General features: G+C 64.2%; 14 protein-coding genes. 8 read left to right on the top strand and 6 right to left on the bottom strand.

The features are described 5' to 3' along the window. Nucleotides 1-107: 107 nt before the first annotated feature. Together XI03_RS14375 and XI03_RS14370 are read right to left on the bottom strand one after the other, a co-directional pair. A complete protein-coding gene (locus tag XI03_RS14375; protein WP_168772738.1) occupies nucleotides 108-257 on the bottom strand; it encodes a hypothetical protein in 150 nt (49 codons plus the stop codon). A gap of 341 nt (nucleotides 258-598) precedes the next feature. Then, complete coding sequence (locus XI03_RS14370; protein ID WP_028143051.1) at nucleotides 599-1516, bottom strand: dioxygenase family protein; 918 nt, start codon at nucleotides 1514-1516, stop codon at nucleotides 599-601. A gap of 158 nt (nucleotides 1517-1674) precedes the next feature. Here XI03_RS14370 and XI03_RS14365 point away from each other — a divergent pair, with 158 nt between their 5' ends. After that, nucleotides 1675-2949: a serine hydrolase domain-containing protein gene (locus XI03_RS14365; protein WP_152103315.1), complete on the top strand. Its 1275-nt coding sequence runs from the start codon at nucleotides 1675-1677 to the stop codon at nucleotides 2947-2949. Between the two features lie 52 nt (nucleotides 2950-3001). On the opposite strand, the gene XI03_RS14360 is transcribed toward XI03_RS14365, so the two are convergent. The 4 genes from XI03_RS14360 to XI03_RS14345 form a co-directional block, all read right to left on the bottom strand. Continuing rightward, nucleotides 3002-4321 (bottom strand): TRAP transporter large permease, encoded by a 1320-nt coding sequence (locus tag XI03_RS14360; protein ID WP_038947006.1) that lies wholly within the window; start codon nucleotides 4319-4321, stop codon nucleotides 3002-3004. Beyond that, nucleotides 4318-4833 (bottom strand): TRAP transporter small permease, encoded by a 516-nt coding sequence (locus tag XI03_RS14355; RefSeq protein WP_212476142.1) that lies wholly within the window; start codon nucleotides 4831-4833, stop codon nucleotides 4318-4320. The genes XI03_RS14360 and XI03_RS14355 overlap by 4 nt, the downstream gene beginning before the upstream one ends. A gap of 84 nt (nucleotides 4834-4917) precedes the next feature. Then, nucleotides 4918-5916, bottom strand: coding sequence for a TRAP transporter substrate-binding protein (locus XI03_RS14350; RefSeq protein WP_271592483.1), 999 nt, complete (start codon nucleotides 5914-5916; stop codon nucleotides 4918-4920). A 394-nt stretch (nucleotides 5917-6310) separates the two neighbouring features. Next, a complete protein-coding gene (locus XI03_RS14345) occupies nucleotides 6311-6526 on the bottom strand; it encodes a hypothetical protein (protein WP_038971847.1) in 216 nt (71 codons plus the stop codon). Between the two features lie 187 nt (nucleotides 6527-6713). Here XI03_RS14345 and XI03_RS14340 point away from each other — a divergent pair, with 187 nt between their 5' ends. The 7 genes from XI03_RS14340 (at nucleotide 6714) to XI03_RS14310 (ending at nucleotide 13074) form a co-directional block, all read left to right on the top strand. Continuing rightward, nucleotides 6714-8171 (top strand): sensor histidine kinase, encoded by a 1458-nt coding sequence (locus XI03_RS14340; protein WP_271592492.1) that lies wholly within the window; start codon nucleotides 6714-6716, stop codon nucleotides 8169-8171. 167 nt (nucleotides 8172-8338) lie between these two features. Then, on the top strand, nucleotides 8339-9154 hold the full coding sequence (locus tag XI03_RS14335) for a FadR/GntR family transcriptional regulator (protein WP_271592482.1): 816 nt from the start codon (nucleotides 8339-8341) through the stop codon (nucleotides 9152-9154). A 151-nt stretch (nucleotides 9155-9305) separates the two neighbouring features. Beyond that, nucleotides 9306-10127 (top strand): ABC transporter permease, encoded by an 822-nt coding sequence (locus XI03_RS14330; protein WP_038947001.1) that lies wholly within the window; start codon nucleotides 9306-9308, stop codon nucleotides 10125-10127. Next, complete coding sequence (locus XI03_RS14325; protein WP_095426387.1) at nucleotides 10124-10930, top strand: ABC transporter permease; 807 nt, start codon at nucleotides 10124-10126, stop codon at nucleotides 10928-10930. Before XI03_RS14330 ends, XI03_RS14325 begins: the two co-directional genes overlap by 4 nt. Next, nucleotides 10927-11685, top strand: a complete 759-nt coding sequence (locus XI03_RS14320; protein WP_271592481.1) for an ABC transporter ATP-binding protein — start codon at nucleotides 10927-10929, stop codon at nucleotides 11683-11685. The genes XI03_RS14325 and XI03_RS14320 overlap by 4 nt, the downstream gene beginning before the upstream one ends. Beyond that, entirely contained in the window at nucleotides 11682-12014 is a 333-nt protein-coding gene (locus XI03_RS14315; protein ID WP_271592480.1) for a hypothetical protein, read from the top strand. The genes XI03_RS14320 and XI03_RS14315 overlap by 4 nt, the downstream gene beginning before the upstream one ends. A 4-nt stretch (nucleotides 12015-12018) precedes the next feature. Then, nucleotides 12019-13074: an ABC transporter substrate-binding protein gene (locus XI03_RS14310; RefSeq protein WP_028143061.1), complete on the top strand. Its 1056-nt coding sequence runs from the start codon at nucleotides 12019-12021 to the stop codon at nucleotides 13072-13074. The last annotated feature ends 1 nt before the right edge of the window (nucleotide 13075 follow it).

The raw sequence follows: 13075 nt of genomic DNA, 5'->3' as shown, positions 1-13075 counted from the left end.
GCCGAATTCGGAGACTTCAAGCTGCCCGTTGCTGACGGGCCCGTCTAGCGGTGAGGCGGCGTCTTGACTTGCTCTGACATCCGTATCACGGACTGACGCAGTCGGCCCTACGGGGCTTGATCGTAGGCCTGCAGGATCCTGACAAAATCAGCCATGCTGGATCGATCTTGGCTTTCAGCCATAGCCGCAATCTGAGTATTGGACGCGGGTCGGCTTCCCTGCCAGAACCGCATCAAGAGATCGGCGATGTTTCTCATGGCGTACTCTCTGCACCAACCATGGCAATAAGCATCAGTTGAGCGGCAAAGCGCCCGCTAGTTCGGGAGAAGGGCCGGCGGGCGCTACGCCGCCGGCCTTGTCCCGCAACTGCCGGCTCACAGGGCCGGTTCCGTTGCTTTCCACTCTGGATGCATCGGTAACACCAAGCACTTGGTCGGCGCCATCGCGCGCAGGTATGAAGTGACCATACCTAGGTAGACTTGGGTTGGTGAATCGGGATCAGTCGACCAAGTGTAGGTTTAATCGCTGGTAGGTTGACGACTTGCGTGGATGGCCCAACTTGTACGCGCCCGGACTGCCCCGGCATTCCGGCGGGCCATCAGGCCCGCTCCACAGCCTTCACCCCAAGCGGCGTCGGCGCCATGCCGCCGCCGGGCTTGAGGTGGAATTCGTAGGTCATCAGATGCCACTGACCGTTCGCCTTGGAGCCGTCAGGCATCGCGGGATCGTTGCGCGGCTCGACCTTGGCGACGAGATCATCCTTGACCCCGAACACCACGTCGGAATCCAGATATTTGTCGCCGTCCATGAAGACGTGCGTGATCAGGGGCTCGTATCCCCTCGCGTTGACCAGGAAGTGCACATGCGCCGGGCGCATCGGATGACGCTTGGTCTGCACGATCATCTCGCCGACCGGGCCGTCGGTCGGGATCGGATAGCTGCATGGCAAAATGGTACGGAAGAAGAAGCGGCCGTCGTTATCGGTGATGAAGCGCGCCCGCGCCGAAGCGCCGACCTCGTCATAGTTCGGCTTCTGGGAATCGTAGAAGCCGTCATCATCGGCATGCCAGACGTCGACGGGGACATTGGCCAGCGGCTTGCCCTGGAGGTCGGTGACGCGGCTCTGCACGAACATCCGCTCGCCGGTTTGATTGTTCGGCGAGATGTCGGTGCCATGCGCGGTCACCTTGTGCTCGCCGACATAGAACGGGCCGAGCACCGTGGTCTGGGTGGCGCCGTCGCGGTCGCGATGGTTGACCGCGTCGACCAGCATGGAGACACCGAGCACGTCGGACAGCAGGATGAACTCCTGGCGGGTGTCGGTGCATTTCTGACCGGTGCGGGTCAGGAAATCGATGGCGTAGTCCCATTCCTCGAAGGTGAGACCCGTCTTGCTCACGTAATCGTGCAGCGACTTCACCAGTTCCTGGAGCAGGAATTTGGCGCGCGGATTGGGCGTGCTGTCGAAGCTCTTCACGACGGCCTGGGTGAGATCAGTCTCGTTGAACTGGGTCATGATGGTTTGCCCTGCGTTTTCTCATTGGCCCCGGGGGGCTTGGAGGCGTTCCAGGGGCCAGCCTACACCAGTCGGCCCGCTCGCGTTAAGCGCGAGCGGCTTGGAATGGGGCCGTCATTTGGCTATCAACGGACCGACAAAACTGCCCGGAGGAACTGATGCTCGCCCCCACCCCCGCCTCGCCCGAATCCGTCGGCATGTCCAAGGCCGCGCTCGACCGCATCGATGCGCATCTGAGGAAACGGTACATCGATGCCGGCCGCTTCCCCGGCACGCATCTTCTCGTCTACCGCCGCGGCAAGGTCGCGCACAGCTCGGTTCAAGGCTTTGCCGACGTCGAACGCAAGCTGTCGGTCAAGGACGACACCATCTACCGCATCTATTCCATGACCAAGCCGCTCACCAGCGTCGCCTTCATGATGCTGGTCGAGGAAGGCCTGGTCGCGATCGACGAGCCCGTCGCCAAGTACATTCCGGAATGGAAGGATCTCGGCGTGTTCATCGCCGGCAACTCGCCGGCCTTTCTGACCCGGCCGCCGTCCCGGCCGATGCTGATCGTCGACCTCCTGCGCCACACGTCCGGCCTCACCTACGGCTTCCAGCAACGCTCCAATGTCGATGCCGCCTACCGCACTGAAAAGATCGGCGAGGTCGAGAAGTCGGGCACGCTCCAGACCATGATCGAGGCTCTGGCCAAGATCCCGCTGGAATTCTCGCCGGGCGAGGCCTGGAACTACTCGGTCGCAACCGACGTGCTCGGCTATCTCGTCGGCAAGATCTCGGGAATCCCCTTCGAGCAATTCCTGAAGCAACGCATCCTCGACCCGCTCGGCATGACCGACACCGACTTCCACGTGCCGGCCTCCAAGGCGCATCGGTTCGCGGCCTGCTATTCCGCAGATCCCGGTGGCGGCATGACCTTCCATGCCGGCCAGCGCCGCGAAGGCCTGACACTTCAGGACGATCCGACAACGAGCTCGTTCCTCACCCCGCCCTCCTTCATCTCCGGCGGCGGCGGCCTCTGCTCGACGGTCGCAGACTATCTCACCTTCTGCCGCGCACTGCTCAACGGCGGCGAGCTCGGCGGTATCAGGCTGATCGGACCGAAAACGCTGGCCCTGATGACCAGCAACCACATTCCGGGCGGCCGCGCCCTGCCCGAAGTGTCGCGCTCGCTGTTCTCCGAGGCCGCCTATAACGGCATCGGCTTCGGTCTCGGCTTCGCGGTGACCATGCGCCCCGCAGAGACGCTGATCGCCGGCAGCCCCGGCGAATACAATTGGGGCGGCGCGGCCACGACCTCGTTCTGGATCGATCCGGCCGAAGAGCTGATCGCGATCTTCATGACGCAGGTGCTGCCGTCGAGCGCCTACCCGATCCGGCGCGAGCTGCGCAGCATGGTCTACGCCGCGATCACCGAGAGCAATCTGTAACCAATCCAGCCGATCCCGCAGCCCACCGCCGCGGGATCGCGCCATCAGACGCTCATTTGAGCATCTCCGGCACGATCAGGCGCGGCAGGAACAGCGACACGCTTGGCCAGACGATGACGGCCGCGAGCACGAGCAGCATCGGGATCAGCATGATCACCGTGTCCTTCAGAGCATAGCGCAGCCGCACGCCGGCGATCGAACAGGCGATCATCAGACACAGGCCGTAGGGCGGCGTCACCAGTCCGAACGCCAGCGACACGATGGAAATGATCGCGAACTGGACCGGATGGAGATCGACGGACCTGGCCAGTGGTTCCAGCACGGTGCCGACGATGACTATCGCCGGGATGGCGTCGAGGAAGCAGCCCACCACCAGAAAGCAGAAGGCGATGAAGAAGCCGGCTGAGACAGTGCCCATGCCCCATGTCGAGACGTTGGCCAGCAGCTCCTGAGGGATCTTGTAGTAGGCGAGCAGCCAGCCGAACGCACTTGCGGTGCCGACGCAGAACAGAGCCACGCCGGCAAGGCGCCCGGTGTCGAGCAGGGCCTTGTACAATTCCCGTATGCCTGTCTCTCGATAGAAGAACGCCGACAGCGCGACGGAATATAGCACCGCGACGCAGGCGGACTCGGTTGCGGTGAACCAGCCGAGCAGAATGCCCCCAACGATGATGAAGGGCGTCATCAGCGCCGGAATTGACTTCCAGATGGCGCATCGCATCTCGACCCAGCTTGCCTTCGGATAGGTCGGGTAGCCGCGGCGCACTGCATAGACGTGCACCGTCGCCATCTGCGCGCCCGCGATCAGCAAACCCGGCACGATGCCGGCCAGATACATCGCCGCAATCGAGGTCGAGATCAGCCCGCCCCACACGATCATGAGGATCGACGGCGGGATGATGACGGCCAGGACCGCCGACACCGCAGTTATTGCAATCGAGAACGAGAGATCGTAGCCCTCCTTGGTCTGTGCATCGATGAATATCTTTGACTGGCTCGCTGCATCAGCGGTGGAGGAGCCCGAGATGCCGGCAAAGAATACCGACAGCACGACATTGATCTGCGCCAGCGATCCGGGCCAGTGCCCGACCATCGAGCGCGACAGCGCCACCAGGCGATCGGTGATGCCGCCGATGCTCATCAGGTTGGCCGTCAGCAGGAAGAACGGCACCGCGAGCAGGATGAATGAATTGTAGGCGTTGAAGGTTTCCTGCGCGAGCATCATCATCGAGAGATGAGGCTCGATCAGCAGAATCGGCACGCAGGCAAGGCCGAGCGCGAAGGCGACCGGCACGCGCACGATGAGCAGGCCGATGAAAACCCCGAACAGCACCATCGCGGCCTGTCCGGCGGAGAGTACATTGCCGCTCATCGCCCTGCCCCAACCAGAATGCGCATTTCATCGATGATCTGTTCACCCGCAAAGACGATCCACGTCACGCCGGTCACAGGCCAGGCGACGTGAATCAGCCAAAGCGGCAGATCGGCCAGCTCTGAAGTCCTGTTCCAGGCAAAGCGGGTGAACTCGAGGCCGGCCGATACGAACACCAGCGCCAGCGCCAGTATGCCGAGCCGCGCGAGGATTCGCACCGCGGCCTCCGACCGCCGCGACAGGTCAGGCCACACATCGACCTCGAAATGCTGCGCTTCGCGCACGCCGACCATGGCGCCGATCATGATCGTCCAGACGAACAGGAAGCGCGCCATCTCCTCCGTCCAGATGTAGGATGGAATGAAGGGCGTGTAGCGTGAGATGATTTGCAGCGTGACCGGAACAACCAGGACGCCGACACAGGCGGCCAGCAGGAATTCCAGCAGCTTCGCATAGGCCGCCGATACGCGGCGCCACAGCGACGGTGTGGACGGGACGGGCATTTCAGACATTGGGGCTCCGTGCAGCAGCTCATCCGCCAGCTCCGGGCAAGAAGCGGGGCTTGCCCGGACGTGCTGTCGGCGGACGCAAAGACCTCAGACGACGTTGATCTTCTCGAAAATGCCCTCCGCACCGATTTCCTTGGCGTAGGTGGCCATCACGGGGTCGGCAAGCTTCTTCATGGCGTCCCGCTCCTCAAAGGGAACGCGCTTGAGCTTGCCGGCCTTCTCGAGCGTGTCGAGCTTGACGACCTCTTCGCTCGACTCGAGCTGACGGCCGTAGTCGCCGGCCTCCTTGCCGGCCTTCATGATCGCGTCCTGCAGCTCCTTCGGCAGGGTCTTCAGCGTCTTCACCGAGAAGCAGATCGGCCGGATCGACACGGCGTGCTGGGTCAGGTTGAGATGCGGAGCGACTTCGTAGAACTTCATCGCCTCGACGCCGGCCGCCTCGTTTTCGCCGGCCGATATCACGCCGTTCTGGATCGCGTTGTAGATCTCGTTATAGGCGATCACCGTCGGGCTCATGCCGACCGCCGCAAAGGTCTTCGACCAGATCGGCGCGCCCTGCACGCGAACCTTGAGTCCCTTGAGATCGGCGAGATTCTTGAGTGGCTTGTTGGCGAAGATGTTGCGGATGCCGCCGCCGGAATAGCCGATCAGGACGACCTCGGCCTTCGCCGCGACCTCGTCGGCGATCGGCGCCAGGATATTGGCTTCGACGACCTTGTTCATGTGCTCGATGCCCTTGAACACGAAGGGCGCGTCGATGAAGGGGGCGGCCTTGGCGAAGGTCGACATGTGAGCCGGCGAGACGATGCCGTAATCGACCGCCTTGCCCTGCGACATGTACTCGAAATACTGCTTCTCGAGGCCGAGCGAGGAGTTCCTGTGCAGGGTGAAGTTGACGGGCTTGCCGTAGTACTTCTTCACCAGCTCCTCGAACCGGAGCAGTGCCCGGTTGAAGGCGTGGTCGTCGTTGAACTGGACCGCGCCGTTCAGCGAGATCGACGCTTGCGCCCTGAGGATCGACGGCATCCCAATCGTGGCCGCCGCAGTGGTCGCACCGATACCAGCGAGAAATGACCTTCGCTTCATCGTCTCCCCTCCCTTTGATGCTCCGGCCCTGTAGCCGGGCCGTGAGCGCAGCCGGTATGCGGCTTGCGAAATGCAAGCGTATGAAAAACGTCGGCCGGACGGAAGTCATTTCGCGTGCGCTGGAGGTACTCTTCGTCGCAGGGTTACGCCCGGCGCACCTGCTGCACTGCAACTCGCGCTCCTGCCGGCGCGGCCAGTCCGTATGGGCGCAGTCGCACTCTCGCAGGAGGCGGACTACGAGCGGACCTGTGCGCTGCACGCATGGACCAGCTCGCCCGTTACTGCTGGCTTAGTGCATATGCCCGATCAGATAGATGCCACCGCCGATCACCAGCACGGCCGGCACGGCCCACAAGATCAATACCGGCATTTGTCATCCTCCTCAGTTTGCTCCTCAGTTTGACGTGCAGACCTTCACGGTCTTCATGCCGCCGGTCCGCGATTTGTAGATCGTGCCCGACGGGCTGACGACGGTCATCGTCGTGTCCGTCGGCTTCTTGTCGACGACGGTGCACTTCTTCGTCTTGACGTCCTGCACGACGTAGAACTCGTCGGCTGCGAACGCCGGCAGGGACAATGCAGTAAGCATCAACGCTGCAGGCGCGGACATCCCGGACTGCGCTGCAACATCTCGTTTCCGAACCGCTCGCCATCTGCGAAAAACATGGCGCCGCGCAAGTCCCGCACGTATGGTCTGCCCAAAATCATAATCCGGCGCTGCTGCGCCGGAACCGGGACGCCCGCGTTTGTCAAAGCTCACCCTGCCGGTCCGGCTCGCTCTTCTGGTGACGGGAACGATGTTGCCGCTGATCGTCTTTGCGGTTGGCATTGTGTTCTACAATTACAAGCAGGATCGAAGCGACGCGACCCGCCGAGTGCTGGAGAACGTGCGCAGCATGCGCCTCGTGCTCGACTCCGAGGTGCAGCGGATGACCGGCGGCTTGCAAGTGCTTGCACTGACGAATTCGCTTCGTAACGACGACTTCCAGAACTTCCGCCGCATCGCGCTCGGCTTCCTCGACCAATATGGCAAGGGCGGGCTGGTGCTGATCTCCGATCGCAAGGGCCGGCTGCTGTTTTCCTCCGCAACGGAAGACACCGCAAGCCTGCCGCCACGCGGCCATCTCGAGATCATCGAAAAGGTCTTTGCGACCAGGTCGCCGCAATATTCCGACCTGTTCACCGGCGCGATCAACGGGCGGCAGGTGCTCACCGTCGAGGTTCCGGTGTTCCGCGACGGCGAGGTGATCTACGACCTCTGCTTCAGCCCACCGATCAGCATCTTTCAGGAACTGGTGGAGAAGCAGCGGCCCGACCGGCTCTGGACGGTGACTCTGCTCGACACCAAGGGCATCGTGTTTGCACGCGCGCCGAACCCCAGCGAGACCTTCGGCAAACGCGCCTCGCCCTCGCTCTATGCCGAGATGTTCCGCCGCAGCGAGGCATCGCTCCCGACGGTGTCGCTCGACGGCATCGCTCTGGCCGCGGCCTACACACGATCGCGGCTGACGGGCTGGACGATCGCCGCCGGCGTCGACGAAAGCTCCCTGATCGCGCCGCTCTGGCGCAACATCGCGATCACCAGCCTGATCGGCGGCATCCTGCTGCTGACCGGCCTGACCTTCGCGGTCAGGATGGCAACCACGATCGCGCGCGGCGAGATGCTGCACAATCTCCTGATCGACGAGCTCAACCATCGCGTCAAGAACACGCTGGCCTTGATGCAGGCGATCGCGGTGCAGACCTTCCGCAGCGCCAGCCGGGACGAGCGGACGAAATTCGAGGGACGGCTCGGCGCACTGGCCGAAGCGCATAATCTGCTGAGCCAGGAGAAATGGGCGGGCTCCGAGCTGCGGGAGGTGATCGCCCGTGCGCTTCAGCCGTTCCTGATGAACAGTCCTGACCGCATCCGCATGGCCGGACCCGCGGTGCCGCTGTCGCCGCGGCTCGCCGTGGTGCTGTCGATGATCGTGCACGAGATCGCCACCAACGCCGCGAAATATGGCGCGCTGTGCAACGAGACCGGCCGGGTGACGCTGGACTGGGAGATCATCGCCGATGCTCCGAAACCGCGGCTGCGCCTGATCTGGACCGAGATCGGCGGACCGCCGGTGACCGCGCCGGTACAGCGCGGCTTCGGCTCGCGCCTGATCGAGCGCAGCGCACGCGACCAGCTCGGCGGCGAGGCCACCGTCGACTTCCTGCCGCGCGGCGTGGTCTGCACGGTGGTCTGTACGCTGGACGAGGCGCGGTAGCCGCTCCGGGCCTGACGCCATATCGCAGCGCAATACAGCCTTCCTGCGACAATTGCGCTCGCCCCAAGCAATCATCCGATGTTAAACATCGGATGATTGTGAAGCTGCCGGCGGGCGGCCAATACAAATGAACCGGCCGCGACAGGCCGGCGGGGAGAAACAAACCGGTGGCAAGAGCGCGGCCGAGCCCAGCCGAAAAACTGATCAAGCCCGGCCGCATCCGCGCCGTGCTGACGACGCTCGGCCGCGAGATCGCCCAGGATCTCATCCCCGTCGGCACGACCCTGCCGCCGGAGCCGGAACTCGAAGCCCGTTTCGGCGTCGGGCGCGGCGTGGTGCGCGAGGCGATCAAGACGCTCGCCGCGAAGGGCCTCGTCAGCGTGCGACCGCGACACGGCACGCAAGTGCTGCCGCGCCACGAATGGAGCCTGCTCGATCGCGACGTGCTGAGCTGGCTCGTCGGCCAGGACGAACCGGATCGCGACCTCCTGCTGGCAATCCAGGAGGTGCGCTCGATCATCGAGCCTGCAGCCGCAGCGCTTGCGGCCGAACGCGCGACGAGGAACGATCGCTGGCGGATCGATACGGCCTTGGCCGCGATGCAGACCGCAAAGGACCAGGCCAGCGCCCTCGCAGCCGACAAGGCCTTTCATCTTGCCATCCTGGATGCGACCCATAACCCGGTGTTGCAGGGCTTTCGCAGCGCGATCGACACCATCCTGAGCACCGTCTTCACCGTCGCCGTCGGAAGCCCCGGGGGCTGGTTCAAGGATAATTTGCCGAACCACGTGGCGGCAGCGCGGGCTATCGAGAGCGCCAACCCCGAGAAGGCGCGCGCCGCGATGGAACTCCTGCTCGGCTATACCCGATTGAAGCTCTCGAACCGGAAGACGGTCATCGCCGCGGCAACTCGCAACGGGTCAGCCGTGCGCGCGGCCAGGACGTCGAGCGTCAAGAGCAGGAGGAAACGTCGTGGACCGTGACAGGAAGGGCTCGCCCCACATCCACGCTCCGCCCGGGATCGCGGTCGTGGCAACCGACGGGCGGCCGCGATCGCGCGAGACACGGTGACGATGTCAGGAATGATCAGCGTGAAATGCCGGCACAGGCATAGCTGAGCGTCAGGGAGGTCAAATGCAGGTGACGGGCAGTCTGAAAGGTCGATCGTCGCGATTGATCCGCAGCGTCAATTCGCTGGCGGGCGCTGCGATGTTCGTCGCGCCGCTGCTTGCGCTGGTGGCGATCTGGGCGATCGTCGTCCCGCTGTTCAACGTCAATCCGCGCGTGTTTCCATCGGTCGGTGCGGTCGGCGCGGCCGCCATGGAGTCGATCCGCGACGGCACGCTGTTCGCCCATGTCGGCGCCAGCCTTTTGCGCGTCGGCCTCGGCACGCTGATCGGCATCGCCACCGCCGTGCCGCTCGGTATCGCCATGGGCGTGAGCCCGACGGTGGCGGCCTTTCTCACGCCGCTGTTCCGCTTCTTCTCGGTGCTCGCCGGCATCGCCTGGATCCCGATCGCGACCTTATGGTTCGGCTACGGCTTCGGCGCGATCGTCTTCGTGATCTTCAACGCCGTGTTCTTCGTCGTCGCCTACAACACCCTGCTCGGCGTCAGGACCATTCCGCACACGCTGCGCAATGCTGCCGCCTCGCTCGGCGCCGGCCGCTGGGCGCTGCTGACCGAAGTATTGCTGCCGGGCGCGCTGCCCAACATCGTCACTGGCATCCGCACCGGCCTGGGCTTTGCCTGGCGCGGGCTGATCGCCGCCGAGATGATCGCGACCAATGTCGGGCTCGGCTACATGCTGTTCGTCGCACGCGATTTCTACCGCACCGAAGTGATCGTGTTCGGCATGATCGTGATCGGCGTGCTCTGGCTATTGATCGACCGTCTGCTGCTGGTCCCGCTGGAACGCGCGACCATCGAACGCTGGGGCTTGGTGAGGCGCGCATGAACCTGCTGCTGCAAATCTGGGGCGGCTATACCCGCCTGACCCGGCGCTGGCCGGGGATCGCGGCCATCATTCCCTTCATCCCGGTGCTCGCGCTGTGGACCGCCGTCAGCGAGGCCGGGGTGTTTCCGCGAGCGTTCTTCCCCGGCCCCGCCGATGTGCTGCGCGCGTTCTTCACGCTCACCTACAAGGGGATCCTGCCCGACTATCTTCAGGACAGCCTGATCCGGCTCGCAACCGGCGCCGCCGTCGGCATGGCGCTCGGCATTCCCTTGGGCATCCTGATCGGCACGAGCCGCTGGGCACACCGGATCTGCTGGCCGGTGCTGCTGTTCTTCCAGGCCATCGGCGACATTGCCTGGCTGCCGATCCTCTTGATCTGGTTCGGCTTCGGACTGACGACGATGACTTTCGTCATCGTCTACACCGTGCTGTTCCCGGTCGTGCTCAACACCGTGCTCGGGGTTGAATCCGTGCCGCGCGACCTCGCGCGCGCCGCCCTCAGCCTCGGTGCCTCGCGCGCGCGGGTGCTCTGGGAGGTGACGCTGCCGGGGGCGCTGCCCAACATCATCACGGGCCTGCGCAACGGCCTCGGTTATGGCTGGCGCGCGCTGATCGCGGTCGAGATGATCGTCGGCACATCGGGCATCGGCTTCATGATGTTCGATGCCCGCCGCGCCGGCTCTACCGTGGAGATTCTGCTCGGCATGATCATTCTCGGATTGCTCTGGTACATCGTGGACGCCTGGGTCCTCGCGCCGCTCGAGCGCGTGACCGGCCAACGCTGGGGATTGGTGACATCATGAAGACGCTTTCGCTGCGCAATCTCGGCAAGACCTATTTCGATCCTTACGCAGGCGCGCATGTCACCGCCGTTCACGACGTCTCGCTGGACGTCGAGCCCGGCGAGTTCATCTCCGTGGTCGGCCCGTCCGGCTGCGGCAAGACGACAATCCTCAACATGATCGCCGGCTTCATCCCCTATTCGAAGGGGGACATCCTGCTCGACGGAAAGCCGGTGCACGGGCCCGGCCCCGAGCGTGGCGTCGTGTTCCAGTCGTTCGCGCTGTTTCCCTGGAAGACGGTGCTCGACAATGTCGGCTTCGGCCCGAAGATGCGCGGCGTGCCGAAGGCCGAGCGCGACCGCATCGCGCGCGAATATCTCGCGCTCGCAGGGCTGTCGCACGCGGCGCTCCGCTATCCAAACGAGCTCTCCGGCGGCATGCAGCAGCGCGTCGGCGTGGTGCGCGCACTCGCCAACAATCCCGACGTCCTGCTGATGGACGAGCCGTTCGCCAGCGTCGACGCGCAGACGCGCATGACGCTCCAGGAGGAGCTGACCCGGATCTGGCAGGAGCGCAAGCCGACGGTGATCTTCATCACCCATGACGTGCCCGAAGCGGTGTTTCTCGCCAACCGCGTGGTCGTGCTGTCGAAGGGACGCGTGCTCGACGAGATCGCGGTGGACCTGCCGCGGCCTCGCGTCTGGGACGACCTCGTCAAGGACGACCACTTCAAGCAGCTCTCGGCGCGGGTGCTCCAGATGGTGCGCGCGGCATGAGCATCGCCTCCGACGTCCTGCGCTCGCCCAAGAGCCGCATCGTGCTCGGCGCCATTGCCGCATGGGCGCTGTTTCAACTCTGGTTGACGGTTGCCGCGCCGGGAAAGATCTCGCCGGAGCTCACGGGCACATCGGAAAAAGTGAACGTGCAGATCGAGCTGCCGTTCACGCCGGAGCGCTTCCACGTGCTCGCATTCCAGCAATATGGACGCGTCTCGGGAACGGACGAGCATTCGATCGAACTACGCGGCGTCAAACGAACGGACCTCAATGCCGTCGCCCGCCCCTATTGGGTGACGGCGGTGGGGCCGATAAAAGAGGGAGGCTGAGAATATGAAACGACTCTTGCTGCTCGGAATCGCGCTCTTGGCCGGCATGGTGCCGGCGAGCGCCCAGACCCCGACGAAATTGAAGGCCGGCATGGTCACCGGCATCGACCAGATCGGCCTGCCGATCGCACTCGAGCGCGGCTTCTTCGAGAAGTACGGGCTCGATGTCACGATCGCACGCCCCTACGCGACCGGCGTCGACGCGCTGAACGCACTGCAAGCCGGCGAGAGCGAGATCGTGCAGGTCGGCGTGCCCATGATCGGCGCCGTGCTGCGCGGCATGGATCTTGTCGCACTCGGCAATTACAGCGGCAACGCCACCAAGGCCGGCTCCGATGCCACCATGGCGATCATCGCGCGTGAAGGTTCAGGCATCGTCAAGGGTGACCTGTCGACGCTCAAGGGCAAGAAGATCGCGGCCTCCTTCGGCACGATCAATCACCTCTACATCCTGGCGACGCTGGAGAAGGCCGGGCTGAAGCCCGATGACGTGACGCTGGTCAACACGCCGCCGCCGGACATGACCGTCGCCCTGCTCGCCAAGGGTATCGACGCGTTCTCGGGCTGGGATCCCTGGCCGATCGTTGCAGGCAAGGATGTGCCCGGCGCGGTCGAGATCATCAGAGGCGGCGACGTGATCTCCTATATCGGCTTCAACGTCGCGCTTCGTCCCTGGGTGCAGGCCAACGGCGAGACCATCGAGAAATTCCTCGCCGCGGTCTCCGAGGCCGATCAATGGATGCGCAAGAATCCGAAGCAGGCGGCGCAAGTCGCCACACGCTGGATTCCGGGCCTCAAGCAGGACGTCGCCGAGGCTGCGATGCAGTTCAACATCCAGCAGGCGGACCGTCGGCTGTCGGCGAACAATTACCGTGCGCTGTGGAGCGCCGAGGATCGGCTCTCCCGCCTCGGCATCCTCAAATCGACCTTTGACGTCAATGCGCATATCGAGCCGAAGCACATTCTCAAGGTCATGAAGGATCGTCCCGAACTGTTCACCGACCTGCCGCCGATCCCGGAGACGGCGGCGATCTCGCCGGGCTACGTGTTCAAACCCTGAG

It is taken from the genome of Bradyrhizobium sp. CCBAU 65884, from assembly GCF_028128835.1.
Classification (GTDB): Bacteria; Pseudomonadota; Alphaproteobacteria; order Rhizobiales; family Xanthobacteraceae; genus Bradyrhizobium; species Bradyrhizobium ottawaense.
Note: the sequence above shows the minus strand (reverse complement) of the source record. Positions and strands in the feature narration are given on the sequence as shown.

Excerpts from the sequence above, each read along its gene's own strand:
- XI03_RS14350 (WP_271592483.1), bottom strand. The coding sequence starts at position 5,916 with ATGAAGCGAAGGTCATTTCTCGCTGGTATCGGTGCGACCACTGCGGCG.
- XI03_RS14375 (WP_168772738.1), bottom strand. The coding sequence starts at position 257 with ATGAGAAACATCGCCGATCTCTTGATGCGGTTCTGGCAGGGAAGCCGA.
- XI03_RS14320 (WP_271592481.1), top strand. The coding sequence starts at position 10,927 with ATGAAGACGCTTTCGCTGCGCAATCTCGGCAAGACCTATTTCGATCCT.
- XI03_RS14325 (WP_095426387.1), top strand. The coding sequence starts at position 10,124 with ATGAACCTGCTGCTGCAAATCTGGGGCGGCTATACCCGCCTGACCCGG.
- XI03_RS14365 (WP_152103315.1), top strand. The coding sequence starts at position 1,675 with ATGCTCGCCCCCACCCCCGCCTCGCCCGAATCCGTCGGCATGTCCAAG.
- XI03_RS14340 (WP_271592492.1), top strand. The coding sequence starts at position 6,714 with ATGTTGCCGCTGATCGTCTTTGCGGTTGGCATTGTGTTCTACAATTAC.
- XI03_RS14330 (WP_038947001.1), top strand. The coding sequence starts at position 9,306 with ATGCAGGTGACGGGCAGTCTGAAAGGTCGATCGTCGCGATTGATCCGC.
- XI03_RS14345 (WP_038971847.1), bottom strand. The coding sequence starts at position 6,526 with ATGTCCGCGCCTGCAGCGTTGATGCTTACTGCATTGTCCCTGCCGGCG.
- XI03_RS14315 (WP_271592480.1), top strand. The coding sequence starts at position 11,682 with ATGAGCATCGCCTCCGACGTCCTGCGCTCGCCCAAGAGCCGCATCGTG.
- XI03_RS14310 (WP_028143061.1), top strand. The coding sequence starts at position 12,019 with ATGAAACGACTCTTGCTGCTCGGAATCGCGCTCTTGGCCGGCATGGTG.
- XI03_RS14370 (WP_028143051.1), bottom strand. The coding sequence starts at position 1,516 with ATGACCCAGTTCAACGAGACTGATCTCACCCAGGCCGTCGTGAAGAGC.
- XI03_RS14360 (WP_038947006.1), bottom strand. The coding sequence starts at position 4,321 with ATGAGCGGCAATGTACTCTCCGCCGGACAGGCCGCGATGGTGCTGTTC.
- XI03_RS14355 (WP_212476142.1), bottom strand. The coding sequence starts at position 4,833 with ATGTCTGAAATGCCCGTCCCGTCCACACCGTCGCTGTGGCGCCGCGTA.